28 protein-coding genes are annotated in these 26,914 nt (G+C 37.1%); 6 read left to right on the plus strand and 22 right to left on the minus strand.

What is annotated here, in order from left to right:
- Window positions 1–54: 54 nt before the first annotated feature.
- On the minus strand, window positions 55–855 hold the full coding sequence (locus AFK25_RS14245; protein WP_035064374.1) for a basic amino acid ABC transporter substrate-binding protein: 801 nt from the start codon (window positions 853–855) through the stop codon (window positions 55–57).
- A gap of 300 nt (window positions 856–1,155) precedes the next feature.
- Here AFK25_RS14245 and pflB point away from each other — a divergent pair, with 300 nt between their 5' ends.
- Entirely contained in the window at window positions 1,156–3,384 is a 2,229-nt protein-coding gene (pflB, locus tag AFK25_RS14250; protein ID WP_420806295.1) for a formate C-acetyltransferase, read from the plus strand.
- Window positions 3,385–3,432: 48 nt separating this feature from the next.
- Window positions 3,433–4,161, plus strand: coding sequence for a pyruvate formate-lyase-activating protein (pflA, locus tag AFK25_RS14255; RefSeq protein ID WP_035064369.1), 729 nt, complete (start codon window positions 3,433–3,435; stop codon window positions 4,159–4,161).
- Between the two features lie 8 nt (window positions 4,162–4,169).
- On the opposite strand, the gene pgmB is transcribed toward pflA, so the two are convergent.
- The 15 genes from pgmB to AFK25_RS14330 all read right to left on the minus strand — a co-directional run bounded on the left by pgmB (window position 4,170) and on the right by AFK25_RS14330 (window position 15,476).
- Complete coding sequence (gene pgmB, locus AFK25_RS14260; RefSeq protein WP_035064365.1) at window positions 4,170–4,835, minus strand: beta-phosphoglucomutase; 666 nt, start codon at window positions 4,833–4,835, stop codon at window positions 4,170–4,172.
- Complete coding sequence (locus AFK25_RS14265) at window positions 4,828–5,535, minus strand: TrmH family RNA methyltransferase (RefSeq protein WP_081957648.1); 708 nt, start codon at window positions 5,533–5,535, stop codon at window positions 4,828–4,830. The genes pgmB and AFK25_RS14265 overlap by 8 nt, the downstream gene beginning before the upstream one ends.
- Window positions 5,536–5,551: 16 nt before the next feature.
- On the minus strand, window positions 5,552–6,031 hold the full coding sequence (gene ybaK / locus AFK25_RS14270; RefSeq protein ID WP_035064362.1) for a Cys-tRNA(Pro) deacylase: 480 nt from the start codon (window positions 6,029–6,031) through the stop codon (window positions 5,552–5,554).
- A gap of 72 nt (window positions 6,032–6,103) precedes the next feature.
- The gene (gene rsiV / locus AFK25_RS14275) at window positions 6,104–6,973 is read right to left on the minus strand and encodes an anti-sigma-V factor RsiV (protein ID WP_035064361.1); all 870 of its coding nucleotides are present in this window, start codon (window positions 6,971–6,973) and stop codon (window positions 6,104–6,106) included.
- The gene (locus AFK25_RS14280; protein ID WP_035064358.1) at window positions 6,957–7,451 is read right to left on the minus strand and encodes an RNA polymerase sigma factor; all 495 of its coding nucleotides are present in this window, start codon (window positions 7,449–7,451) and stop codon (window positions 6,957–6,959) included. Before AFK25_RS14280 ends, rsiV begins: the two co-directional genes overlap by 17 nt.
- 202 nt (window positions 7,452–7,653) lie before the next feature.
- Entirely contained in the window at window positions 7,654–8,064 is a 411-nt protein-coding gene (locus AFK25_RS14285) for a hypothetical protein (protein WP_035064355.1), read from the minus strand.
- 5 nt (window positions 8,065–8,069) lie between these two features.
- Window positions 8,070–8,750: an ABC transporter ATP-binding protein gene (locus tag AFK25_RS14290; protein ID WP_035064353.1), complete on the minus strand. Its 681-nt coding sequence runs from the start codon at window positions 8,748–8,750 to the stop codon at window positions 8,070–8,072.
- Between the two features lie 4 nt (window positions 8,751–8,754).
- Window positions 8,755–10,053, minus strand: coding sequence for an ABC transporter permease (locus AFK25_RS14295; protein WP_035064352.1), 1,299 nt, complete (start codon window positions 10,051–10,053; stop codon window positions 8,755–8,757).
- A 20-nt stretch (window positions 10,054–10,073) separates the two neighbouring features.
- Entirely contained in the window at window positions 10,074–11,192 is a 1,119-nt protein-coding gene (locus tag AFK25_RS14300) for an ABC transporter permease (protein ID WP_035064349.1), read from the minus strand.
- Between the two features lie 324 nt (window positions 11,193–11,516).
- A complete protein-coding gene (locus AFK25_RS14305) occupies window positions 11,517–12,122 on the minus strand; it encodes a hypothetical protein (protein ID WP_035064347.1) in 606 nt (201 codons plus the stop codon).
- The gene (locus tag AFK25_RS14310) at window positions 12,119–12,745 is read right to left on the minus strand and encodes an ABC transporter ATP-binding protein (protein WP_035064345.1); all 627 of its coding nucleotides are present in this window, start codon (window positions 12,743–12,745) and stop codon (window positions 12,119–12,121) included. The genes AFK25_RS14305 and AFK25_RS14310 overlap by 4 nt, the downstream gene beginning before the upstream one ends.
- Before the next feature lie 15 nt (window positions 12,746–12,760).
- Window positions 12,761–13,480, minus strand: coding sequence for a DUF2705 family protein (locus AFK25_RS14315; protein WP_035064343.1), 720 nt, complete (start codon window positions 13,478–13,480; stop codon window positions 12,761–12,763).
- The gene (locus AFK25_RS15350) at window positions 13,477–14,214 is read right to left on the minus strand and encodes a WxPxxD family membrane protein (protein WP_156185735.1); all 738 of its coding nucleotides are present in this window, start codon (window positions 14,212–14,214) and stop codon (window positions 13,477–13,479) included. The genes AFK25_RS14315 and AFK25_RS15350 overlap by 4 nt, the downstream gene beginning before the upstream one ends.
- A complete protein-coding gene (locus AFK25_RS14325; protein ID WP_297989711.1) occupies window positions 14,189–14,959 on the minus strand; it encodes a DUF2705 family protein in 771 nt (256 codons plus the stop codon). Before AFK25_RS14325 ends, AFK25_RS15350 begins: the two co-directional genes overlap by 26 nt.
- A gap of 91 nt (window positions 14,960–15,050) precedes the next feature.
- A complete protein-coding gene (locus AFK25_RS14330) occupies window positions 15,051–15,476 on the minus strand; it encodes a DUF2712 domain-containing protein (RefSeq protein WP_035064338.1) in 426 nt (141 codons plus the stop codon).
- 186 nt (window positions 15,477–15,662) lie between these two features.
- Between AFK25_RS14330 and AFK25_RS15155 the strand changes: the two genes are divergently transcribed.
- The 4 genes from AFK25_RS15155 to AFK25_RS14345 are packed head-to-tail and all read left to right on the plus strand — an operon-like array spanning window position 15,663 to window position 18,924.
- On the plus strand, window positions 15,663–15,833 hold the full coding sequence (locus AFK25_RS15155; RefSeq protein ID WP_163150849.1) for a hypothetical protein: 171 nt from the start codon (window positions 15,663–15,665) through the stop codon (window positions 15,831–15,833).
- Window positions 15,824–16,762, plus strand: coding sequence for a polyprenyl synthetase family protein (locus AFK25_RS14335; protein ID WP_012576277.1), 939 nt, complete (start codon window positions 15,824–15,826; stop codon window positions 16,760–16,762). The genes AFK25_RS15155 and AFK25_RS14335 overlap by 10 nt, the downstream gene beginning before the upstream one ends.
- A gap of 4 nt (window positions 16,763–16,766) precedes the next feature.
- Window positions 16,767–18,347 carry a sensor histidine kinase gene (locus AFK25_RS14340; RefSeq protein WP_035064332.1) on the plus strand — a complete coding sequence of 527 codons (1,581 nt, stop codon included), beginning with the start codon at window positions 16,767–16,769 and terminating at the stop codon, window positions 18,345–18,347.
- On the plus strand, window positions 18,322–18,924 hold the full coding sequence (locus tag AFK25_RS14345; protein WP_075039581.1) for a response regulator transcription factor: 603 nt from the start codon (window positions 18,322–18,324) through the stop codon (window positions 18,922–18,924). The genes AFK25_RS14340 and AFK25_RS14345 overlap by 26 nt, the downstream gene beginning before the upstream one ends.
- A gap of 42 nt (window positions 18,925–18,966) precedes the next feature.
- On the opposite strand, the gene AFK25_RS14350 is transcribed toward AFK25_RS14345, so the two are convergent.
- The 6 genes from AFK25_RS14350 to AFK25_RS14380 form a co-directional block, all read right to left on the minus strand.
- Window positions 18,967–19,605: an ATP-binding cassette domain-containing protein gene (locus AFK25_RS14350; protein ID WP_035064329.1), complete on the minus strand. Its 639-nt coding sequence runs from the start codon at window positions 19,603–19,605 to the stop codon at window positions 18,967–18,969.
- A 1,461-nt stretch (window positions 19,606–21,066) separates the two neighbouring features.
- Entirely contained in the window at window positions 21,067–21,471 is a 405-nt protein-coding gene (locus AFK25_RS15270; RefSeq protein WP_240483368.1) for a hypothetical protein, read from the minus strand.
- 423 nt (window positions 21,472–21,894) lie between these two features.
- Window positions 21,895–22,272 (minus strand): hypothetical protein, encoded by a 378-nt coding sequence (locus AFK25_RS14365; protein ID WP_012576285.1) that lies wholly within the window; start codon window positions 22,270–22,272, stop codon window positions 21,895–21,897.
- 202 nt (window positions 22,273–22,474) lie between these two features.
- Window positions 22,475–25,078: a bifunctional acetaldehyde-CoA/alcohol dehydrogenase gene (gene adhE / locus AFK25_RS14370; protein WP_009361036.1), complete on the minus strand. Its 2,604-nt coding sequence runs from the start codon at window positions 25,076–25,078 to the stop codon at window positions 22,475–22,477.
- A 175-nt stretch (window positions 25,079–25,253) separates the two neighbouring features.
- Window positions 25,254–25,481, minus strand: a complete 228-nt coding sequence (locus tag AFK25_RS14375; protein WP_009361037.1) for a hypothetical protein — start codon at window positions 25,479–25,481, stop codon at window positions 25,254–25,256.
- Window positions 25,482–25,571: 90 nt separating this feature from the next.
- Entirely contained in the window at window positions 25,572–26,864 is a 1,293-nt protein-coding gene (locus AFK25_RS14380) for an ATP-binding protein (protein ID WP_035064320.1), read from the minus strand.
- Window positions 26,865–26,914: the final 50 nt, after the last annotated feature.

Here is a 26,914-nt window from a genome sequence, read left to right on the forward strand (position 1 = left end):
TCCCTTTGTAAAAATTGCGTAACTGTCTAAAGTTACGCAATTTTTACATCAACGTTATTGCTGTTGTTGTAATGATTCAATATTCGGTTCTGTACCAAACCATTTTTTGTAAATTTCTGTGTACGTGCCATTTTCGATGACTTTTTTCAACGCTTCGTCTACTTTTTGTTTTAACTCGCTTCCTTTCGGGAACATAAAGCCGTAAAATTCAGATTCAAAATGTTCTGGGTCTTCGAACGCTACAATTTTAGCATCTGGATTATTTTTTACGTATTCGTTGGCGACGGCATTATCTGTGACAACGGCTTCCACACCACCGTTTAATAAGTCCATAATCGCAACGACCGTATTCTCAAACTTTTTAATATTTTTATTCTCTTTTCCTAAAATCTTCTCAACCGCTTCTTGTCCAGTTGTACCGTTTTGGACACCGACAACTTTTCCTTGTAAATCTTTCGCGCTTTTAATCGAACTTCCTTCTTTAACAAGAATCATATGTGTCGATTCAAAGTACGGAATAGAAAAGTCATACGTTTGTTTCCGATCATCGTTAATTGTAATTCCTGAAACGGCCATATCCGCTGTTTTCCCTTGAATAGCCGCAAACAATGGATCCCAGCCGATGTTTTTTAATTCATATTCTAGTCCAGCTTCTTTCATGACAGCTTTTAATAAATCGACATCAAAACCGACAATTTCCCCTTTATCCATGTATTCAAATGGGGCAAACGCCGCATCTGTGACGACAGTAATTTTCTTTTCTGTTGTCGCCGTTTTTTCTGTCGAACTACCACATCCAACAAGCGCAAACATAAGCATAAAGACAAGCGTTGCAACCATTCCTTTTTTCACCATTGTTATTCCCCCTTACTATTTGCTGTAAAATAATAAATGCTTGTGTATAAACATGTTATGCTCCTCATGTTTCACATATTATCAGCTTTTTTGTTTTTATGCAACAAATTTTATAAAAATAATTTTCGGAAAAATCTTTATTTTAAAAAATGTTTTTGATCAACTTTTCACAAATTCTTCAATCCTTTATGCTCCTCACCTTGTTAAAAAGTAGTATTCTTTATATAGGGGATATTTTTATTATTCCTGAATGAATGGGAGGAGATTATAATGGCGCTACTGACTGTACATGAAGCGTTAATGGACGCTTGGAGAACGTTTAAAGGTGATAAATGGAAAAAAGAAATTGACGTTCGCGATTTTATTTTAAATAACGTAACCGTTTACACAGGGGATGAATCGTTTTTACAAGGTCCGACGGAAGCGACGAAAAAACTTTGGGAACAAGTGATGGAACTTTCGAAACTAGAACGCGAAAAAGGCGGCGTTCTCAACATGGATACGGAAATCGTATCGACCATTACGTCGCACGGACCTGGCTATTTGAATAAAGAACTTGAAAAAGTCGTCGGTTTCCAAACAGACGAACCGTTTAAACGGGCGCTTATGCCATTTGGCGGTATTCGCATGGCCGAGCAAGCATGCGAAGCGTACGGCTACCAAGTAAGCGATGAAGTAAAGAAAATTTTCACTCAATATCGTAAAACGCATAACCAAGGTGTATTTGACGTATATACGGACGAAATGAAAGCGGCGCGCAAAGCAGGAATCATTACAGGACTTCCTGACGCATATGGACGCGGTCGCATTATCGGTGACTATCGTCGCGTGGCCTTATACGGTGTTGATCGCTTAATTGAAGAGAAGAAAAAAGATTTACGCAACACAGGTGCGCGTACAATGAGTGAAGACATCATTCGTCTTCGTGAAGAATTAGCTGAACAAATTCGCGCCCTTCAAGAATTAAAAGAAATGGCTGCAAGTTACGGCTACGATATTTCTAAACCAGCGCGCAATGCACACGAAGCGTTCCAATGGCTATATTTCGCTTACCTTGCGGCGATTAAAGAACAAAACGGTGCAGCCATGAGCTTAGGTCGCGTCTCTACATTTTTAGATATTTATATTGAACGCGACTTGCAAGAAGGGACATTAACAGAACGCGAAGCGCAAGAACTTGTTGACCATTTCGTCATGAAATTGCGTCTCGTCAAATTTGCAAGAACGCCAGAATACAACGAGTTATTTAGCGGCGACCCAACATGGGTCACAGAATCCATTGGCGGTGTCGCGATTGATGGTCGTCCGCTTGTGACGAAAAACTCATTCCGCTTCTTGCATACACTCGATAACTTAGGACCAGCGCCAGAACCAAACTTAACGGTGCTTTGGTCAACACAGTTGCCAGAAGCGTTTAAGAAATATTGCGCGAAAATGTCGATTCAAACAAGCTCCATTCAATATGAAAATGACGATTTAATGCGGCCTGAGTTCGGTGATGACTACGGTATCGCATGCTGCGTATCCGCGATGCGAATCGGCAAGCAAATGCAATTTTTCGGCGCGCGTGCAAACCTTGCAAAAGCATTATTATATGCGATTAACGGCGGGGTGGATGAAAAATTAAAAGTGCAAATCGGCCCAGAATTTGCGCCAATCACATCTGAATACTTAGACTACGATGAAGTGATGCGCAAATTTGACAACGTCATGGAATGGCTAGCAGAATTGTATATTAATACATTAAACGTCATCCATTACATGCATGATAAATATTGTTATGAACGAATCGAAATGGCGCTTCACGATACGCACATTTTGCGCACGATGGCAACTGGTATCGCTGGGTTGTCCGTTGTCGCTGACTCATTAAGTGCGATTAAATATGCGAAAGTAAAAACGATTCGTGATGAAAATGGCTTAGCTGTCGACTTTGAAATTGAAGGCGACTTCCCGAAATATGGCAATAACGATGATCGCGTTGATGCGATTGCGGTCGATATTGTTGAACGCTTTATGACAAAATTGCGCAAACATAAAACGTACCGCGACTCGAAACATACGACATCCATCTTAACGATCACATCAAACGTTGTATACGGTAAAAAGACAGGAAATACACCAGATGGTCGTCGCGCTGGTGAACCGTTCGCACCTGGTGCGAATCCATTACACGGTCGCGATACAAAAGGAGCGCTTGCATCGTTAAGCTCTGTCGCAAAATTACCGTATGAATATGCATTAGACGGCATTTCAAACACGTTCTCGATCGTACCAAAAGCGCTCGGTAAAGATGAAACGACACGCATTCAAAACCTTGTGGCGATTTTAGATGGCTATGCGCAAAAACGCGGTCATCACTTAAACGTCAACGTCTTTAACCGCGACACATTACTTGACGCGATGGAACATCCTGAAAAATATCCGCAATTGACTATTCGCGTATCAGGTTATGCGGTCAACTTTATTAAATTAACACGTGAACAACAAATTGACGTCATTAATCGGACGTTCCATGAAACAATGTAATGGAAGCTCCCACGCATCGTGGGAGCTTTCTACCTAGGAGGAAACAACATGAACGGATTTATTCATTCAATCGAATCGTGCGGAACGGTGGATGGCCCCGGCATTCGTTACGTCATTTTTACTCAAGGCTGTTTGTTGCGCTGCCAATATTGTCACAACGCAGATACGTGGGAGATTGGCAAAGGAAAACAAATGTCTGTTGATGAAATAATTGCTGATGCCCAGACGTACTTGCCTTTTATGCAAGCATCTGGCGGCGGAATAACGGTCAGTGGCGGAGAACCGCTTTTACAAATCGATTTTTTAATTGAGCTATTTCGCCGTTGTAAACAGCTTGGCATTCATACAACGATTGATTCGTCTGGCGGATGTTATACGACGGAACCGTCATTTCAACAAAAGTTAAATGAATTGCTTCAATACACAGATTTAATTTTGCTTGATTTAAAACATATTGATGAAAAAAAACATCGTAAACTAACAGGAAAAACGAATGAACATATTTTAGCGTTTGCACGTCTATTATCAGAACGAAACGTACCTGTCTGGATTCGCCATGTGCTCGTTCCAACCGTCACAGACGATGAAGAAGATTTACATCGCTTAGCTAACTTCATTCGTACGTTGCACAACGTCGAAAAAATTGAAGTTCTTCCGTATCATCAACTCGGTGTATACAAATGGAAAGCACTTGGACTCACATATCCACTTGAAGGCATCCCGACGCCATCAGAAGAACTTGTCGAAAAGGCTAAGGAAATATTAGGTGCAAAATAAGCTGGTCGTCATTGACCAGCTTTTTGCATAAATCGCTTTTTTAACTCGTCCCATGTCAATTGTGTTGTCCGTTGAACGAGCCAATCGGGAGACAGTGAGGCTAAATGCACTCCGATGCCGACTGAAAACATATTTGCCTGTTTGATCGCTTTCATTCCCGCTTCCCCGTCTTCAATAGCGACACAATGGGATGGGTCGACACGAAGCTGTCTCGCAGCTGTTAAAAAAATTTCCGGATCTGGCTTCATGCGCGTAATCGTTTTGACATCAACAATGACATCGAAAAAAGAGCGCACGTTGAGCCGTTCGACAACGACATGTGCGTTTGAGCTTGACGATGCAAGAGCCATCGGAACACCGTTGCGCTGAATGTCGCAAAGAAGCTCCATCATTCCCGGCAACACGTCACTTGGCGACAATTGCTCGATCAACTCGCGATAATATTGACCGCGAAGGTCACCAAGAGCTCGCTTCTCTTCCTCCGACCATTCATGCGCCTTTTCACCGAGAAGCGCCTCAACCATCGCCTGTCTGCTCATGCCTTGTAGCTTTTGATTGAGCTGTCGATCAAACGGTACACCAATTTCATCCGCGACACGTTTTGTCGCGATATAATATAGCTCAACGGTATCAGCAATGACGCCATCTAAATCAAAAATCACCGCTTCAATCATTGCGTCCTCCCATTTTACTTTCCACCATTTTTCTTAGCCGTGGGCTAAGCGAAAGCTTCATCCAATGTTCGTATATTTCTTTCTTTTCTGCTAGCGATAAATGATACCGCTCCCCTGCCGCTTGTTTCGCTCGCTTCGTGATTTCATAAAGGGAAATCGCTGCCGCGACAGAAATATTAAAACTTTGCACGAATCCGTTCATCGGAATGATAAACTTTCCGTCCGCTAAAGCAAGCGCTTCTTCTGATACCCCACGATGCTCATTTCCAAACAAAAGCACCGTCGGTTTCGATACGTCAATTTGTTCAAGCGGAATCGTTCCTTCCCCGAGATAGCTTGCATATACTTGGTAGCCGTTTTGTTGGAGATGGCGAATCGCCCGTTCAATCGATGAATGTTTATGCACTGTTAACCATTTGTCCGCATGTCGCGTCACCCATTTATTCGGCTCAAACGGAGCCGCTCCGGTGACGACATGAACGTCTTGAATGCCAAATGCCTCCGCCGAACGTAATACCGCTGCCTGATTGTGCGGGTCGTCTACCGCTTCCGTCAAAATGGTAATATACCTTGTTCGTGCACTTAGCACATCATACATGCGCTTTAAGCGGCTTGGCAAAATCATTTCCGCAAGCAACCGATTGTCATCATCTAACAGTCCTTCTTCGATGTGTCGTTCTTCCTCTTTGATCATTCGCATGCGAAAATTCTCCTTTCTACTCTTTGATGACATGTGCGGTTTTTCCATTTGTCAGCTTTAATAAATCTCGAACAGAAAGTTTCATCTGCATGCCAATTTTCCCTGCGCTCACAATGATTTGCTCGTGCGCAAGAGCGGATTCGTCAACATACGTGTCATACATCTTTTTCATTCCAATTGGCGAACAACCGCCACGCACATACCCTGTCATTTTTTCAATATCTGCCACAGGCAACATATGCACACTTTTTTCTCCAACAACAGCCGCTGCTTTTTTTACATGCAACTCCGCTGCGACAGGGATGACGAATACGTAAAGTTGTCCGCTCGCCCCTTTTGTCACAAGCGTTTTATATACCATTTCTTCACGTTGCCCAATTTTTTTCGCAACCGATATTCCATCAATTTGTCCATCTGTATAGTCATAAGTGAACAGTTCATATGGCACACGTGCGCGATCAAGCATGCGCACAGCGTTCGTCTTCGCTTGCTTCATGATCTGTCCCTCGCTTTCCTCTATTAGTGTACCATAAACAAAAAGAAGGGACACCTCTCTAAACCACTTCCATTAGTGGATATATTCGTTGCTAACCAGCAAGTGCTTTAGTAGCTCTGTCGGGACAACAAACTCTAGCACACCCATATATCCCGGAGCGATTGTATACTCATCAAATACGATGACAAGCTTGCGGTCTTTGTTGATATAAAACGATTGATTCGGATCTATATTTGTAAATTGATCAATCCAGTATACTTTATTTTCATCTTCCTTCATACCTACCATCATCTTCTTTTTAATATATCTGCTAATAACATTCACATATTCATCATTTTTGAATAAACTAGGAAGAGTAATTAAAATCTCTCTTCTTTTATCAACGGTATCGAAACGCATCTTAGTAGACGCAGAAGCAGCCACTTCAGTTACATATCTAGCAATAGATAAAATTCCATCATCATCTGTTTTTATCTCATATCCCATATCAAGAGACCGATTGACTTGTGTACTGCTCCTTCTTATTTCATCGATTTCTTTCATAAACTGATCATATAATCGTTTATTCTCCAATATGTACTTCTCATTCAAAAAATTTGACAACTTTTCGTTTTCTAGTCCTTCGATATGTGGTGTACTCATATGCACAGCGTATTTTTCATCATCACTTTCGAAATGGATAGAATAGAAAGTCACTACCTTAATAATATCTCTTAATATGGGCATTTCTCTAACCATTGCTTTTGCCATAGAAGGCGATGCGTTGACAGCTCCCACAAATGAAAAAACAATTGCTGCTGCTGATAAAAAAAACATTTTAGCAACCTTTTTTCTTGAGTGCTTTTTGTGATGAAGCAAAACAGCTTTATTTACAGTTTCATTCAATAGTGGAGAAATCGAAATACGCTCATACTCATTTTTCCAATCATTTATCCGTTTCATATGATTCACTCACCTTTCCTTTCATTTTTCTTAAAGCCGCATACAGTTTTGTTTTTACAGTACTTTTGTTCATGTCGAGAATTTCAGAAATATCTTCAATTCTCATATCTTCAAAAAATCGTAGCTTGATGATTGTTTGTTCGATAGGTGATAACATAGATATCGCTTCCGTGACGCATAGAGAAGCGGAATAGTCTACCAAATACCATTTTTCTACTTTAAAACCATAAACATACATTTTCTTTCTTTTTTTTAAGTAATCGAGTGATGTATGAACGACAATTTTATAAAACCACGTCTTTAGCGATCCGATATCTTTTAATGTCTTTGAATAGCGAAGAGCTTTCACTATTGAATCGTGTACAACGTCAAGCGCATCTTGCTCGTTTTGTACGTAGCTGTATGCAAGTCTATAACACCGCTCTTGATTTTGCATAATAAAATCAATGATATGTTGCTCATTATTTTCACACGTCATAGTACTATAGCTTCCTCCAATCTTTTTACTCGACGATGCGCATCATCTTCTATAATTAAAGACAATCTACATATGTAAAAAGTTTTATCTATAAAATTTTTTAAAAATAAAAAAGGAGGTTTCTTACAGGCACCTCCCATACATGTTTATTAAACAAATATATTTCTATTGAAAGAACAACAACCATCGAAGCGCGATCGTCTCATTCAATGCTTTTTAATAATAGTATATATTTCCCATCTGTATCTTTGTTTGTGTAATATTTCGCCCTCCATACTCCTTTTTGTGGCGTCATATTCAATTGCTTATTTAACGGTTGCGTAGCCGTGACTTCTCCTCGATCGATGATATTTCCTTTTGGATCGTACAACTCATACGCCAAACTACCGCCTTTGAGGTCAATGCGATGGTCAATATGCAACTTTTCGTACTTTATTTTATTCACCTCAATGGTAGCTTCGAAAACACGATATTTTTCTTCATACTGTTCAGGCAAAAATAATCCTTCGGCGGATGATTCAAATGTTTCTTTGTACATGAATGTATAATACAATATACCTAACAAAACAATAAACGTAAGACTGCCGAACAGAAGCAACAACTTTTTGCTCATTCACACTACTCCTTTCCCTTATCTAGCTGAATGCATCCATCACTAAGATAAATCATGCGATGAGCATAAGAGGCTATTTTTTCATCATGTGTAATGACAATGATACATTTCCCCTCTTCGTTCATCTGTTGAAGGAGCTCCATTACTTTCTCGCCGTTTTGACGATCAAGCGACCCTGTTGGTTCGTCAGCTAAAACGATGTTCGTTTCCGCTACCATTGCCCTTGCAATGGCAACTCGTTGTTTTTGTCCTCCCGATAATTTAGAAACATTCTTCTGTCGCAAGTGAAAAATGCCAAGCTTATTTAAATAATATTCAACTTTTTCTCGTCGCTCCTTTTTTGACATGTTTCGTTTCAATAACGGGAGTTCAACGTTTTCAAATACAGTAAAGTTTGTCATTAATGCAAAGTGTTGAAAAATAAAACTAACCTTTTTATTGCGAATATCGCTTAGTTGTTTGTCATTTAATTTCGTTACATCTTCCCCTTCAAGTTGATATACTCCTTCTGTCGGGACATCCATACACCCGATAATATTTAATAAAGTCGATTTCCCCGATCCAGAAGGTCCCATAATCGCAATAAACTCTCCACGCTCAATTTGTAGACTTACCTGACTTAGCGCTTTTGTGGCATATTCATCTTTACCATATACTTTTGTTACATTTTGTAATTCAATGAGCATCTATTTATTCCCTCCCTTCCACCAAATTGCGCAATGCTAATTTATTTACGTTCCAAAGCGGAATAAATGAAGATAGCAAAACTATAAAGCATGAAACAACCATAATTTTTACGTACAACGACCAAGTAAACGCTTGTAAACGAATGTTATATTCAAAAAATGTATTTTGCCGTTCTGTCCAATAGCTCAGTGCAACACCGATCATGGCAGAGATCATCACAAGTAAAAACAATTCCATCACAACGATTCGCCCGATATCACGTTTGCTTGCCCCAGTCACCATCATGACACCAATATCATACTTACGTGCTTGAATAGAAGATGTCGTCACAGAAATGACCCCAATGAGTGTCACAATAATGAAAAACAAACCAATCATAAAAGTAAATCGGGCGCTTTGTTTTGTATTATTTTCATATTCTTTTATCTCATCGGAAATGGTTTTTAACGTCGGATAAATACCGAGCGCTCTTCCCTTCTGTTCGATCTTTTTCTCGACACGTGAAAGATCTTTCTTATTAGATATTTGCAAGAAAAGGTTGTTTAGCCGCACGGCAACATCCATCGGTCTTCCATCTCTTTCCTCAGGAAAATATGGAGCAATAAAAAAACAATCTAACTCATTCGCGTAATCAATAAGATAATCATTGGATGATAACCATTTCTCTCCTTGATCCAATATTCCAACGACTTCGTATGTAACAAAAAATGCATTTTCTCCTAATCCAGCTAGAGCTTGAAATCGATCGCCAATGTGAAATACATTGTGATAACCATATCCTATTAAAATTGGAATTACATCTTTATTTGTTTTCTCAAAGTCCTTTTTATTTAGTTTTCTTCCTTTCAGTAATTGAAACTTTGAAAACAGACGATATATGTCATAGTCGAAATATATCATTTTTGTACGATCTGTATATGATTCCATACGAGTATTTGCATACAGTTGTTCATTTTTTCGCACGTATCTTGTTTTATTTGCAAAGTTTTGTGGGCTAATCGTCGTTTCTTCAAAAGATCCGTATCCTTTTACATTCGGTATCGTTTTTATAAATTTTTCAAGCTTGCGAAATCTCTCTGCAAACCATTGGCTATCGTCACCGTCTGGAATAAACAATCGAACGGTCGTTTTTGCTTTCATATTTGTAACAGAAAATAGCTGTTTTTGTTGATAACGAATGGTTTCCATTGTGATCAGCGCATGATTGACGACCCAAAATGATACGATGAGCTGAACAACCATTAATACTATGCTCCATTTTCTTTGCCACATGCTTTTTAAATTGAGTAGCATATACTTCATTTTTTATATCTCCTCAATTTCTACTTTTTATGTATGACATGAATCGGTTGCACACGAAAAACACGGACAGCTGGAACGATAATTGCAATCAGTGACGAACAAAAAACAAATCCAATGGCTGCTGAAAAGTGCACCAAAGAAATGCGCAATGGGAATCCTACCCATTTTTCAAATATATGCTGAAATAGCCATTGCACACCATACCCAAAAACGATTGCAATACTACATAATACAACCATTTCACTAAAAAGCATAAAAACGATGTCACGATTCGTATATCCGAACGCTTTCCTTATTCCAATTTCATATATTCTCTCTTGTACCCAATAAAACGATAAATTCACAACATTAACTAAAGAAAGTAAGTAAACAAGAACGATAAGCATTAGACGATCACCAATATCAATTCGAAACGATAACTGTGCTTCGTATGGAAAAGAGTCAATGCTTGCTTGTGGAAATAGCTTCTCTGCTTGCATACGAATGGATGTTTCATCCTTGTATGTATCTTTTTTCGTATTATAGAGTGTCAGCGTGATTTGCTGCTGACTTAATAATTTACTAATAACACTCGGCGGTAATGACTTCATTGGGATAAGAACTTGTGAATCCAATAATCTCGAATTTTCCCCCATTATCCCAATGATCCCAATACACTTGTATCGCTCACCAGATAAGACAATATAGCGCTCATTCCCAATGATCGTTGTATCTTTTTCCCATTCGGATCCTATAAGGGCTACTTTTTCTCCACTTTTCATTTCTTTCTCGGTAAAATAGCGTCCTTCTTTTATAGGTAGACGAGGTTCAACAGACTCCTTTACATGTTCCGGAGCTACCATGATAGGCATGCCATCATGTAAAAGAGTCACCCCTTCCAATATAATCCCTGTTTCCTGATCTATGTTGTCAAACAACCGAAAAAGATCATTCCATGTTGGCTCATGTGGAAATGTCACCATTAATTTTGTTGCATGTGGCGGAACATACTGTTCAAGCTGTCTTTGAAGTAAATGGGAATAATTTATACTAGAAATACCGATTGAAATCATCAATAGCGATATGACCAATCCTAAAACTGCAAAGGCAGTTGTAAATGGATGAGCACGCCACTGACTCTTAAAAGATTGAAAGGACATATAAACCACCTTCCACAAACACGATAAGAACGAATACTCCCGATGTATTCCGCTAACTCACCGCCTATTGCAAAAATAGGGAGAAATTTAAGTCATAGCTGCTTGTGCAGCACAGAATGCTTTTGTCACTCCATCTTCTCGTTTAAAAAGGAAGCTTAAACCCTTCGGTCTGTAATAAAATGAAAATTCACTTGCATAGAAATTCCCCTTTCGAATATTGGATCGAACATTCATTCTACAGAAATTCTACAGAAGTTCCTCAGGAAAGAGCTATTTTCTACTTACTCGATTTTATCTAACATCATCATCGCTAGCACATGCTATCTATTCATTTTTCTTAAGAATGACAACCACATGTTTCGACTCTGCAAATAAATTTTTGTGTACTTCAAGAATCTGTCCTTTTTCACAAACTACTTTATAATACTTATCCCTACTATTTTGAAAATCGTACGTATGAATCACATCGCGATTTGACGATAAAAGCTGAACGAACGGTTTGCCCTTTATATCGTGACTCGTATAAGTAATGATATATGTTCCTTCTGGAATTTGCTTTCCTACAAGATAAAAACCGGAATGGTTAATTTGATAAATATCATTTCTTCCTCTCTCTATTTTTTCAAAGCGTGAAGGCTTAAGACGAACTTTTCCCTTCCCTTCTACATATACGTGCTCTCCTCGTCGCAGCTGAACTGCCAACCAGCGATCTCCCTCTCTCATTTTCATCTGCATAAATTTTACCTCTCCATGTAAAACAATCACATCATATGTTCCCTCACGAATGTTTTTTCCAACCACATAATCTCCCGATTGTATAACAATGTTCTTTGGTTGACGATTGTCGAAAATATTTGTATATCGTAAGGCAAAAACAGCGATACAAATGAAAATAATGCTAAAAAATATTGCAAGTTTTCCCTTATTCATAAAAGAAGCTTCCCCTCGCTCATTTTTACCGAAACATCACATAAATGCTGTAAATCTTCTTTTATATGGCTTGCAAAAATAATAGTCGCTCCTCTTTTTTTCTCTTCTAAGAGAATTTGCTGAACGAGTTCCACCCCTTCTTCATCAATTGCATTTGTGGGCTCGTCCAACAAAATAATATCAGGTCTTTCAAAGATAGCTTGGGCAATATTTAAGCGTTGCTTCATTCCTAATGAATATTTTTTTACTTTCGTTTTTAGAAACGGATCTAACCCCACTCGATGAAGAGCTTTTCTAATCTCTCCTTCTGAAGCAATTTTTTTAACTTTCGACAAAATATAAAGATTTGTATATGCATCGTATTGAGGTAGGAGCTCCATATTTTCTATAATGATTCCTATACTAGGTGGGAACGACATGTCCCGATGTAGCACTTTCCCATCTATCACGACATCCCCCTCAGTCGGAACAATTAAGCCTGCCAAAGCACGCAATAACATCGTCTTCCCAGAGCCATTTTTACCGAACAACCCGTAAATTTTTCCTTCTTCAAATTGATAACAAATATCTTTTAATACGTACGTACTTTTTATTTTTTTACTCAAATGACGAACTTCTATCATTTCCATCTCCTCACTTTATAGCCAGTCCATTTGTTTTGTTCTTTGAACAGAAAAATAAACGAGTAAACATTGGATAAATAACAAGATCAAACACCCTATCGAAAAATGGATAACGTACGGTTCAAAAATAGGTGAATGACTTACTCCATTGCGAAAACCCATCCCGTAATTCGGAATAAAAAGATAATGAATCCAATTCAATTCATGTGGCAACTCATTCGACAATAAAATAGAAAAGACAATATATAAATTGACAAGTAAATAAGAAAACCTAGCTCCGATATACAATTCCAAAAACGATTGCACACAAATAAGTGTATATATGGTACATAAATACATACACAAACCTTTTATGCCATTTGCTGTCCATATATTTTCACTATACGCATGAAACACAAACATAATAAATGCTTGAACGAAGATAAAAATTACAGTGACAACAAATGCATGCACATATTGATTCAACATCCATTTCATTCTATTATAGCTACGTACAAAAAGAGCAATTGCGTACTTTTTCATATCTTCTAAATGCCCTGAAAAATAGAGACTCATACTAGCAATCGGCAAATACCAAATCAGCAAATATTTATATACTAGATTATGTGAAGATGTGAATGGAACACCGTCAATAAACGAACTGTAAGAAAAAAACAGTTGAAAACGATTTAAAAAAATAGCCTGAACGATAAATGAACTGATAACAAAAAGGAAAAAAGAGAACTGACGAATCATGAAACGAAATCCTTTCTTTCATATAAAAATGAATGCATAAAGAAAAGAAAGAAAACAAGAAGAGCATGTCTTATATAAGCAAATAAAAATTCTTTCATCGTCCAGTGTTCTTCAAACCATTGTGTATATATGGTCAAATCTTTCATAGGTCCCCACGAAGTAACTATAAACAGTTTTTCTATAAAGAACCATCCTCCAACAAGAAGCAATGTTAGGAAAAAGGCTACATGTGACTGGTGCGTCAAGTGTTTCAAACACTGATATATAAGCCCAACAGACGTATAAAATAGTACAAGTAAAACGCTATTGCATAAAGCAATACGAAAAAAACTTACTTCTTGCAGCTTTTCAAAAGAAAAGAAATAACTCGTACATAATACATTAACAAGCGAATGCATAAAGGAAAAAATGATTGACACAACAACAATTTCAGTAAAGACTCTTACATACAAATGCCTACGTTTCGAGAACCGTACAATATAACAAACGGACTTTGGAAAAAAGAAATGATCGACACAAATAATAAATGGAATCGTGTAAAACAAAGCATAAGCCTGTATCGAACTATATCCAACCGCACTACTATTCATGAGCAACAATACTTCAGTAAATGAAAGTTGCAAATGACTTTGAAATATGAAATGTTTATTTTGCAGAAACCAAACGAACGAAAAAAATCCCCATAAGACGATAATAAGTATCGATCTTTTAACTTTCATTGTACTTAACCTCATACACAAACACGAAAGTAGAAATTACTAAAAATATAAACCAAGCCAACAAAATAGTTGGAATAAGCACGTCTAGTCCATACTCAGTAAATGGTTGAAAAAGGTATACAATAGAGTTTCTTTTCAAAATCATTAAAAACCAAATAAAAAACGATGCAGCATAGGCATATTTCCGATCAAGAAAAAACAAACTCATACTACTCCCAAGGAGACCTGCTAAACCGGCCATAAAGCAACTCACAAATGAAAAAATGAATATAGCTGCATATGGATGATTTACACTAAACTGAAACAATGCATTGCCTTCAATGTTTAATTCCATAACCCCTTTTGTAAACGTACCTCCCGAAAAAATAATTGAAACGAATATAAAGTTTACCACTAATGCAATACACATAGTAAAAAATGATAGTATAAATGATATAAACATTTTATGAAAAATATATTTTTTCTTCCCTATTTTACTTATAAGCACATAACGATATCCCGTTTGATAATCTTGAATGGGATCATCTGCCACTAACATGAGAAAATAAATCGGCAAAAACCAAATCAGCATAATTTGCGGCGCGTGTCCAATGCTTGAACCTGTCAGAAAAAACGCAAAAGCAGGATGAAAAACTTCATTCGAATTTCTTTGATACATAATCAACTGTGCAATTTCAAAAAATGGTATACATAAAACAATGCAAAAAGAAAGCCAAGACCGTTTATTTTTTAGGATTCTATACATATGACTAAATATCATTTTTATCACTCAACTTTTTTCATGTTTTATGAAGAGGAGAACCGAAGATGATCATAAATGCTCATCTTCGGTAAACAAATATTCAATTCATTTAATTTGTTTCTTCATCCCAGTAACCACTTATTACGTAGCTATCTGGACTATAGTTATTGTTTTCAGCCCCTAAACGCACATTTGATTGATTTGCCGTGCTAAAAGCTGGATAATAATGGGCACCGCTACCTTGCTTTACATCATGTGTATCAGATACTCTAGACCCAGATTTATCCAACCAGAAAGTAGCGATAGAACCGACCCCTTCAGAAGAGTAAGTTAAATTCACCTTCCATTTGTTATTCGGATCAGTAGTCTGTCTATACCGAGATTCAGAATAACTATTTCCATAGTTAGGCTTTAGCTCGAAACTAAAACCAATATTATCATCGCTAGCATAAGTGAAGTCTGAAAAAGTCAAAACCCCAATTCCCATAGCTAGAGAGAGTCCTAGATTATAGTATTTCTTAAGCCTCTTCCTCATTTTCTTCCCTACCTTAATTTAGAATTTTCTCGAGCCGGCTCGCTTTCAGTCTAGCACAAACTTCCATCCTATCATATCCGTATTTTCCGCAATTTTCATTGCGGAAAATACCTATTTTTCAAAAAACAAATGACAATTGTTTAATTATAAAGTAAAATTTTGTTTAAAAAGGAAAGGGGAAAAAACATGGAAAAGAACTTATGGACGGTTATTCAACAACTCAACACGAAACAAGTTATTACACAAGAAGACTGGAATCATGTAAAAATGCAACTTTCTCCCGATGCGTTCCACTCTCTTATCGATTATTTCCAAAATAAGGATTTAACTAGAGAAAAGGGAGATCAGTGGCTTTGACTTATATAGCGAGAAAAGAAATTCAGTCGTTTATCGTATACCACTTGGACAACGGCTCACTTATTCAAGAAGAAATACGTGAACATATTCAAATACTACTCCGTTGTCCAGGAAAGGTATGTAACGAACATACCCATTTTTCTTGGTCAGAGTTTTATACTTATATCGTACGATTTCATCATTGTCTACAACCGAACATAATTATTCCGTATGCTGCAGCCATTGAGTTTTTAATTTTAGCAACCGATCTGTTTGACGATATCGCAGATGAAGAAACAAAAAATATAATGAGGGAAAATGTTACTATAGGGGAAATCGTTACAATTGCTAATGCATTATTCGTCGAAGCGATCCATTTGATAGCTTTGCATACACCCCGAAACTTAAAAACGGAGATATGCCGTATGATGAAAGAACTGAAAGAAGCATGTAATGGGCAGTGGCGAGATTTGCATTTCACTATTAGTTCATCCATTCCGACAGAAAAGCAATATTTTCAACTAATCTCGCAAAAATCATCATCGCTCACAAGGCTTGTTTGTCAATTAGGAGCTGGTTCCTTGGCATATAAATGGTACGACATCGCAACATACATCGGGATAAGTGGTCAACTGCGCAATGATGCCAAAGATATTTTATGCGACAAAAAAAGTGACTTAATACGTAAAAAGGCAACTTTACCCCTTATTAAAGCTTTAGAATACAGTTTTACACATGATAACGGATGGCTATTGGAAACATTGCATTCTACTGACTTTCCAGAGCACATTTCTATCATAAAAAACTACATACAAAAAACTGGGGCATTAGATTATTGTTTCATTCTTTCTGATATATTTATGAAACGTGCAATGAAACAAATAGAGGATTGTTTTCCAACAAAAAGAGAAGCAATTCATGCACTAAAAACATACTTAGAAAGCTTGTGATAAAATGAATAAATATTTTACATCGGCTTGGATTCTTTCCTTTCTTCTCATTACATACATTTTGATCGAATCACATGAACAATATATGAAGCATCCTTATTATATCGTTTTACTTATCGGTATTTCTTTCTTATTAATCGGTAAATATACGTATATCCAAAAAACAAATTCCATCGTTGTGCAACGATTTTTTATTTTAATGTGTATCAGTGCAATCGCCATTATATGTGCCATTCCTTCAAGCCAAGGAATACAAGCAGCACAAACGATCGAAGCCTTCGCTGTTTGTTCAGCACCTTACGCACTTCTTAATTTTTTTAAATATTTTCCAATTTCAACAAGACCAAAATTCTTCCATGCTGTTTCCTCTATTGCAAAGTGGGCAGGCATCGTTTGTTTCGTCACTTATACATGGGGAAATATAGCAGCAAATGAGCCATCTATAAAAATCATCGCTCGATTATTTATTGTGCTTAACATCATTATGGCTGTTTGTACATGTTGTGTGTTAATTGCGTCCCACCTCGGTTCGAACTCAAAAAAAGTAAAAAATGATTTATATGTGCTTATTTTGGGCCTATGTTTATCGTTCGCTCCGATGATTCTTTTTAGTTTCGTTCCAAGTATTTTATTTGGCTTTTCATTTCTTTCCTTTTATTATACGATGGTAAGTATCATTTTCTTCCCTCTCACTCTATCATATTTATTAACTAAACAAGGAATCGCAGATTGGCGCGTCGTTGCGAAGCAAATTGGGAGAAAAATCGTCATTTTATGTATAAGTTTATTGATATGTAATATTGTATTGTTCACAATAAACTATAATTTACCTTTATTACCCATAAATATACTCATTATTTTTTCCATTACTATATATCAAATGGTTCAATGGTATTTCACATACCAAACAAAACAAATAACAAATAGCTTAACTAATAAACATGCATACTCTATTCAAGAATATGAAAAGTGGAAGCTGGCTATGTTTTTACATGATGAAATATTACAAGAGCTTATTGTTATCTTCCAAAGATTTCAACTGAGACAAAATGAAAACGACGACAAACAAATTTATGAGATGCTACGAGATAAAATTCACAAAGTACGCGATATGTGCGAAAACGTATACCCTATGTTTGTTGAACATCTAGGTTTAGAAAATAGCTTATATGGACTGCGAAACAAAATCAGAATCGAACACCGTCTTGATGTTGAAGTTTACTATGATTTAGGGATGAGAATTATTCCATCATCTTTACAAGTTACTCTATATCGAATCATCCGTGAACTTGCTTATAACGCTGTTAAACATGCAGAAGCTACATTGATTATTGTTTCACTATGGGAAGAAGATGAGATGCTTCATATTTCTGTTGAAGATGATGGAAATGGATTTTCCGTCCCTACACACATATCTCAAATAATCGAAAAACATCGCTTCGGATTAGCTTCCATCGAAAAACAACTATATATGTTAGGCGGAAGATGGGACATATATTCCGACCAGCAACTCGGAACACGAATTTTTATAATGATTCCATTTGAAGAGGTGGAAAAGCATGAAGATAAAAGTATTACTAGTTGATGATCATGCGCTTATGATTGAAGGAGTAAAAGAATTGCTTGGAAGAGAAGAAGATATGCATGTTGTGGGAACAGTTTTACATTTATCTCAACTACAAGAATCCATCGAAACATTGAATCCTCATGTGATCGTAATGGATATTCGTTTAAAAGATGGAAATGGATTAGAGTGGACAAAGAAGATGAAAATGTTATATCCAGATTGCAAAGTTGTCATTTTATCTGGATATAACTATAGCGAATACATAAGAGCTGCGAAACATGCTGGGGCATCTGCATTTGTAGTAAAAGAGGAGTCTATCCTTCAGTTAGCGAATGCAATACGCGGAGCATATGAAGGGTTCGCATTTTTTCCGAATGATGTAGATGAAGAAGAAAACATTTCTCTAACGAAAATGGAACTTGTCATTCTAAAATTAATTGCTCAAGATAAAACAAACGAGAATATTAGTCATTCATTAAATATAAGCCGCCGAACAGTAGAACATCATGTTTCTACCATCATAAAGAAACTGCGAGTTGATTCTCGAGTTGGAGCGGTAGTGAAAGCAATAAAAGAAGGAATCATTGAACCTTAAATGTAAAACATAAAAAGCATGGGCAAGCATTTCCCATGCTTTTCATTTGATCTGCTGTAGCGTATATTGATTAATTTCAAACACATGGTCACAGAGAATATCTATATCTTCTTGATTATGGCTTGTTATAAGCATCGTTTTCCCTTCCGTCTTAAATGAAAGAAGCATCTGACGTATATTGTCCACACTCGTACGATCTAATGCGTTAAATGGCTCATCTAAAATTAACGTTTGTTGATCTTCCATGATTGCTTGTGCTAACGCTAATTTTTGTTTCATTCCTAATGAATAGTGTTTCACTTTTTGCTTTGCATCTGGATCAAGCCCAACCCGTTCCATTGTTTTCCGGATTTTTTGGTCATCGATTTGATTTTTAATTAAGGCTAGTTCTTTTAAATTTTGGAACCCTGTTTTATTTGATATATATCCTGGGCGTTCAATAATAATTCCAAAGTGATCTGGAAAGCGGTTGTTTAAACCAATTTCTTTTCCATCTACACGAACAATTCCAGTATCAGGTTTTAAAAAACCACATATGAGTTTAAAAAACACTGACTTCCCTGAACCATTTGGACCCATAATTCCATATGTTTTTCCTTTTTCAATCATAACGTTCACATGTTGAAAGACAGGAACTCCTTTAAAAGATTTGCATACATCTTGCAGTTCAATATGCACCATGTTGATCACCTTCTCTAAAACATTTTTCTTCGCAAAAGAAGGGAAATACTCATTACTATTCCCGTCAACCATAAAATCAAAACAAGGCTAATCAAATAAACGGATCTTCCTTCAAAAACATATATTAAGCTATTTAGCTTAAATGGAATGAACGGTGAAGTGGAACATCCCGTTATGATAACGAGCAACGCTATACCATAAAACCGATTTCGGGTCAAAAAATTAAAAAGCATGACGAACAACACATACACAACTATTTGTAAATAACCATTAATAAAAAAGTGGTACAACAAAGAAAATAATGAAATGTCTTGTTGAAATGAAGTGAAAAAACGAAACGACAGCCCCTTTAATAGCGAAATCGCAAGTGATACAAAAAAAAGAAACACGAGATAAAGCAAAGCAAGCCATGTCACCATTAAAGTCTCTTTCTTTAACCACTTAAGAACGGAGCTATACCGTATGAGCTCGTAATAAATCATGTTCTTTTTTTCTCTTTCCCAACATACATTGACAATATAAACAAATCCTACGTAAATAATCATATATGTTAAAAGAGGCAAGAGGCGTAAATGTTTTGTTGTGCCTAAAAAAACAACTCCAAAAAAGTCCATTGACGTTTTCATATTTTTCGATTGTTGTACCCACATCACTACAAAAACTGTCAACAAGAACAACACCATGTGTTTGTATTGGCTGAAAAACTCCATGATCCTTCTCCTGTTCCACAATACAACCAATACACATGCAATAAAAAAGAATACAAAAAACGGAAATGCCTGATGACGAAATGTTTCTAAAGTTTGTGTAAGAGAAAAATAACTAGGTATCTTGAATTCTCCAAGGTGATTTGGAAAACGCTTAAAAGACACAATGGTGTACACCCATATGGAAAATACAAAGACAATAAGCACTCGAACTCGTTGAATAAGTAAATAGAAAAAACAAAAAATAATATGCAAACAAATAAAAAAGAAAAAGAGCAATAAAATTTGCCACAAAAACGCGACGAACGGATCGTGAATAAACTTCTGTATTGTCTGGGTTTCAGTAAGAAGCATATAATCTTTACTCAAAGTGCTCCAAGAACTAGAGAATGAAACCCCTTTTAATAAGATCAGACTGACACACGACCATATGAAAATAGTTGTTATAAGTATTTCTAAAAAGCGAATCGTTGTTTGATAAACCCATCTATTTAAAGAGCCTAGTCTTATGAGTACAACATATTCATAGTAAGAAACAATATAAAAAACAGAGTAGAAGCAAAGAAATGGAAAGATGAAATATGTAACGAGATACGGATTCCCGAAATAAGATATGATGAAATCCCATATATTCACTTCTTTCTTACCCGTATAACTTAGGAAAAAAATGTATTCCTTACTTCTTAAACTATAAAGATAAATGATGCACGCTACGACACTCCACTTGAAGTAATCCAGCTTGCTATGAAAAATCCTAAACATACATTTCATCCACTCTTCCCTTTACACGTGCAAATAAAGCAGAAACAATAAACGTTAATAAGAAAAATGGAACGAGCACCGTCCACATCGGTTGTTGAAAAATCCGAAAAGGAAAAATAGATACATCTGGAGCAAATTGATCTAATCCTACAATTTGAGCAAAAAAGGTGCCTAGCAAATAATAGATAAATGGAGTAAAAAACGCAACGAGCATTTTATCCATAAGCATCACTAAAACTAATCCGAAAGTGGCATACAACATTCCATTCAACCCAACCCATGTTGCATAAATTAAACCATAAGACAAAGTGCCAAGCGATAGAAGTTGTTCAAATGTCGTATATGGAATCGGATTGTTTAAATGTTCATATAAACTGACTAATTCAAGCTTTGGCACAATATACATACAAAAAATGAAGGGAATAAACATCATTAGAAAAGATATTACAAATGAAGCAATTGCATTTGCTATTATTTTACTAAAAAAATAATGTGAAAGAGATACCCTTGCTTGTGCATAAAGCAGAAATCGATTTTTCTTTTCATCCAAAAAATGTACAGCATAGAGCAAAACCATTAAAATTGGAAAGAAAAGAGAAATACCTCCAGAATATAAACGTAAAAATATCTCAATATATCTGTAAAAAACATATTGATCTTTAATCACGAAAAAATACGCGATAGGAAAAAGTACAACCGAAGTCCATATGATCACATTTCGTTTATTTAACATTCGTTTCAACTCAACACGTACTTGTTCTTGCAAAACAATCCTCCTCCCTCTCTTCGATGGAAAGCAGGGAAACGATCTTCCCTGCTTTTAGTTGCTGCGCCATTCACCTTTCACTCGTACATCAACAACCTCATTGAAATCTGTACTAAACTCCACTCTCGTACTTGCACCTTTTTTGATCGAATTAGGTAGTTTAAACGGTCCACCAACAGTAGCTACCCGCACCCAACTACCTGTTCCACCATCATATGAATGAGCTCTTGCATCAATCGCTTTTCCTAAGGTAGACACTTTCAAATCTACCGATTCTCCGCTTTTAGATTTTTCTTGTTGTGGAGTAAATGCATTTCCATTAAATTTCGGAACAATAACGTCATACCCCTCGTAGTTTGTTCCAGCATGAGCTACGACTCCAATAGAAACTAACGCCATCGAAAAGACAATAGCAAACATTTTCTTCTTCAATTTTATCGCTCCTTCTTCCCCTAATTTTGTACGTCACCGATCGGTTCACTGCTAATTATAAAAAAAAAAAGAAAACATGTATATCCGTATTTTCCGCAATATTCCTTATGAAAGGTTATAAATTCAAGATATGAAAAAGGAGCGTTCCAAAAGTAACGGAACGCTCCCCCCTGTTATTCATAATGGAAAAACTTTTTAGTTCTTACACTCCCTTATACGCTTGGCGATAAATGTCGGCAAGGTCGCTGACTAATGGCAATTTTGGATTAGCTGTTGTACATTGATCTTCGAAAGCTAATTCAGCGAGTTGGTCAACTTTGCTTTCGAATGCTTCTTTGCTGACGCCTGTTGCCGCGATGCTTAATGGCATATCAAGTTCTTTTGCAAGCTTAATGATCGCTTGAACGAGGCTTTCTACTCCTTCTTCTGTCGTTCTTGCTGGCAAGCCGAGCAAGCGCGCAATTTGAGCATAACGTTCGTCAGCTACGAAATGTTCGTACTTCGGAAACGCTGTAAATTTCTTCGGTTTTTGCGCGTTGTAACGAATGACATGCGGCATTAAAATCGTATTTGCACGTCCGTGCGGAATATGGAATTCTGCCCCAAGTTTATGCGCTAAACTATGGTTAATGCCTAAGAATGCGTTCGCAAATGCCATACCAGCAATGGTTGATGCGTTGTGCATTTTTTCGCGCGCTACTTCATCGTTGCCGTTTTTGTATGCGCGTGGCAAGTATTCAAAAACGAGCTGAATCGCTTTTAGCGCTAATCCGTCTGTATAGTCGTTCGCCATGTTCGATACGTACGCCTCAATGGCATGTGTTAATACGTCCATACCTGTATCCGCTGTAATATGTTTTGGCATCGTCATAACAAATTGCGGGTCAACGATGGCGACATCTGGTGTTAACTCATAATCAGCAAGCGGATATTTAACGTTATTTTTCTTATCTGTAATGACCGCAAACGATGTCACTTCTGAACCTGTACCAGACGTTGTTGGAATCGCGACAAATTGCGCCTTTTGACCGAGTTTTGGATATTTAAATACACGCTTACGAATATCTAAAAACTTCTGTTTTAACCCATTGAAGTCTGTATTCGGATGTTCATAGAACAACCACATCGCTTTCGCCGCATCCATCGCTGAACCACCGCCAAGAGCAATGATGACGTCTGGTTGGAACGCATGCATCATATCGGCACCTTTCATGACGGTTTCAATCGATGGATCTGGCTCAACTTCTGAGAAAATTTCGCAATGCACATAATCTGGGCGTTTGCGTAAATAGTACAACACTTTATCAACATAGCCGAGCTTCACCATGCCTGGGTCTGTAACGATAAAGGCACGTGAGATGTTTGGCATTTTCGCTAAATATTGTGTCGCATGTTTTTCAAAATAAATTTTTGGCGGAACTTTAAACCATTGCATGTTTACATTCCTTCTCGCTAATTTTTTAATGTTAATTAAATGTGTCGCCCCAACGTTTGTCGAAACAGAGTTGCCACCGAATGTGCCGCAACCGAGCGTCAATGACGGAATGTATGCGTTGTAAATATCACCGATCGCTCCTTGTGAAGATGGGGCATTCGAAATGATCCGTCCTGCTTTCATTCGCTTACCGAATTCAAGAATGACTTCTTGATTTTCTGAATGAATGACAGCCGAGTGGCCAAGTCCACCGAATTCAAGCATTTCTTCTGCTCGTTTTAAACCTTCTTCTGTACTATTCACCTTATAGCACGCCAATACTGGGCTTAATTTTTCACGAGAAAGCGGCTCTTGCGGACCAACGCTTTTTAGTTCTGCCACAAGAATTTTCGTATCAACAGGCACATCAACGCCTGCCATTTTCGCAATTTCATATGCTGGTTTACCGACGATATTCGGATTGACTGCGCACGTATTCTCATTAATGACAAGCTTTTCAACTTTTTTCTTTTCTTCTTCATTTAAGAAATAACATTTGTTTGCAATCATCTCATTTTTCACGGCATCATAAATTTCTTTATCAATAATAACCGCTTGTTCAGACGCACAAATCATACCGTTGTCAAACGTTTTTGATAGAATGAGATCGTTCACGGCACGTTTTATATTTGCAGTTTTCTCAATATAGCAAGGCACGTTACCAGGTCCAACCCCTAATGCTGGCTTTCCTGAGCTATATGCCGCTTTAACCATGCCTGCTCCACCTGTCGCAAGAATAAGCGAAACGCCAGGATGATGCATTAATTGTTGAGTCGCTTCAACAGAAGGCGTTTCGATCCATTGAATACAATGTTCTGGCGCGCCAGCTGCAATGGCTGCATCGCGTAAAATACGTGCTGCTTCACTGCTACATTTTTGCGCAGATGGGTGGAACGCAAAAATGATTGGGTTGCGCGTTTTGATTGAAATAAGCGCCTTAAACATCGTTGTTGATGTTGGGTTTGTTACCGGTGTAACCCCAGCGATCACCCCAACAGGCTCGGCAATTTCAATGATGCCTTCTTGTTCATTTTCGCGGATGACGCCAACCGTTTTATCATATTTAATGTTATGGTAAATGTATTCTGTCGCAAAAATGTTTTTAATAATTTTATCTTCATACACGCCACGTTTTGTTTCTTCAATCGCTAATTTTGCTAAATACATATGTTTATCAAGCCCAGCTAACGCCATTTGTTTGACGATATGATCGATCGTTTCTTGATCGTAATCGCGAAACGCTTTTAACGCCTTTTGCGCATTAGCCACAAGCGTATCAATCATTTTTGTAACTTCTTTCTTTTGGTCTAATACTTTTTCATCAATAGCCATATAAGACCCTCCTATATTGTTCTTGTGAAACTTTTCACAAGATAATTGAAAAAATAAAATGTGATTGTTTTCACATTTACATTATAACGAAAGGAATCACTTTCGTGTGTGTCAACTTTGTGAAATGTTGAGCAATTATTTTTATAAGAGAACCGTCTTTTGTTAAAAAAGACGGTTACTCACACACTGGATTGCGTGGGATTTTCGTAAACGAAATATCGTTGTACATGCGCGTATTTCGTTTCACAATGACAACATAGTTTACTGTCCATATATAAGAAGGAATTTCTTGATCATCTTCAAACATCATCGCTTCAAATTCATCGCCAATCATTTCTTCAAATATCTCTAGTGTATATGTTTCCGCATCTGTTGAAAAGTTTCTCCATTCGCATACAAGCATCTTCTGTCACCTCAACTTTTCTTTTGTTACCATCATTGTAACATTCTTTTGTCGATTATAGTTTGTGAAATATTGAACAAATCATGAATATTATTTATTCGTCATATATGCTTGTTTTGGGTGATTTGGTTGTTCTGGATACTTTAAGCGCATTTTTCCTTCTGCTAATAACTTTCCTAAATAGTTGTTTCGTAAACCGTCTGGCGTCCGATCTAGTAAATACGCTAATTGTTTTAACATTAACGGTCGATGAGCGCATAGTTGCAAAATGATTTCTTCCATTTTGGTCGGTGCAAGCCTTTTTTTCTTACGTGCAATTTCAGCAATGTTCCATAACTCCTGATCGACATTTATTTCTTCTTCCTCACCCACTTTATTTACGGAGTCGGATGGGATATTTACGGAGTTTTGTTCTTTATTTACGGGTTTGTCCTCGTTATTTATGAAGTTAAACCCTTTATTCACGGAGTCAATTTCACTATTTAAGGAGTTTGGTTTGTTATTTATGGACTTAATCTCGTTATTAACGGAGTTTTGTTCGATATTATAGGAGTTTTCTTCTTTATTTACGGAGTCCGACAATGGCACATCGTCCGTCCAATCACTTACTGCCTCGATCTCCTCTATATGTTCGTGTCTTTCTGAGAAGGACACAATAGGCAATGTAACGACCGTTCGTTTTTGAAAATCATATTGCTCGACAGCAAGTTGTTGTGAGCAAATCGTCTCTATTGTTTTTAAACCGACTCCAGCACGTTTACAAAACTGAATGTAAATAAACATTTTAAACATATTCGGATTGCGCAAATGGCTAATCCCGCCGCTATATGCTTGTTCTAAAGGAATGCCGAAAAGCCCTGGATTAGAAAATTGTATATATGATTGCTGCCGTTCAACAATAATGCCTCCATCGCCATTATAATCGGCATGGACAATCGCGTTGATAAGCGCTTCATGCACCGCTTCTTTTTCAAATGTAGATACATCTTTGAGCTCGTTCATCACTTTAAAATAAAAATCATAAATATTTCCCGACCACGTTCCGTCTTGTGAAGTAAAGCGGTTTGTCCAATGCACCGCATGATCATCATATTCGCGATATTCTAAAAAGTATTGTGGTAAAACTTCTGTAATCATTCGCTCTTCACTAAACATAAGGAGCCCTGCTAATGTGAGCCCTTCTTTGTTTGTATCTCGTATTTTTCCCCATGCCCCAATTTTATATAAAAAATCTTTCGTTTCTAACCCGTTCCACGGATGGTTTGGCTTTGCTTTTGCAAATTGTTCGCGATAATGACGAACAGATTCTAAATGCAACTCATTAAGCCCATAATGTTCTAACACCACGTTATCTTGTAAACGAATGTTTGCATCTTTATTCACTTTCAATCTCCCTCTTACGTTATGTTATAAAAACGTTTCTATACTCGTCT

This window comes from Anoxybacillus gonensis, assembly GCF_001187595.1.
GTDB lineage: Bacteria > Bacillota > Bacilli > Bacillales > Anoxybacillaceae > Anoxybacillus > Anoxybacillus gonensis.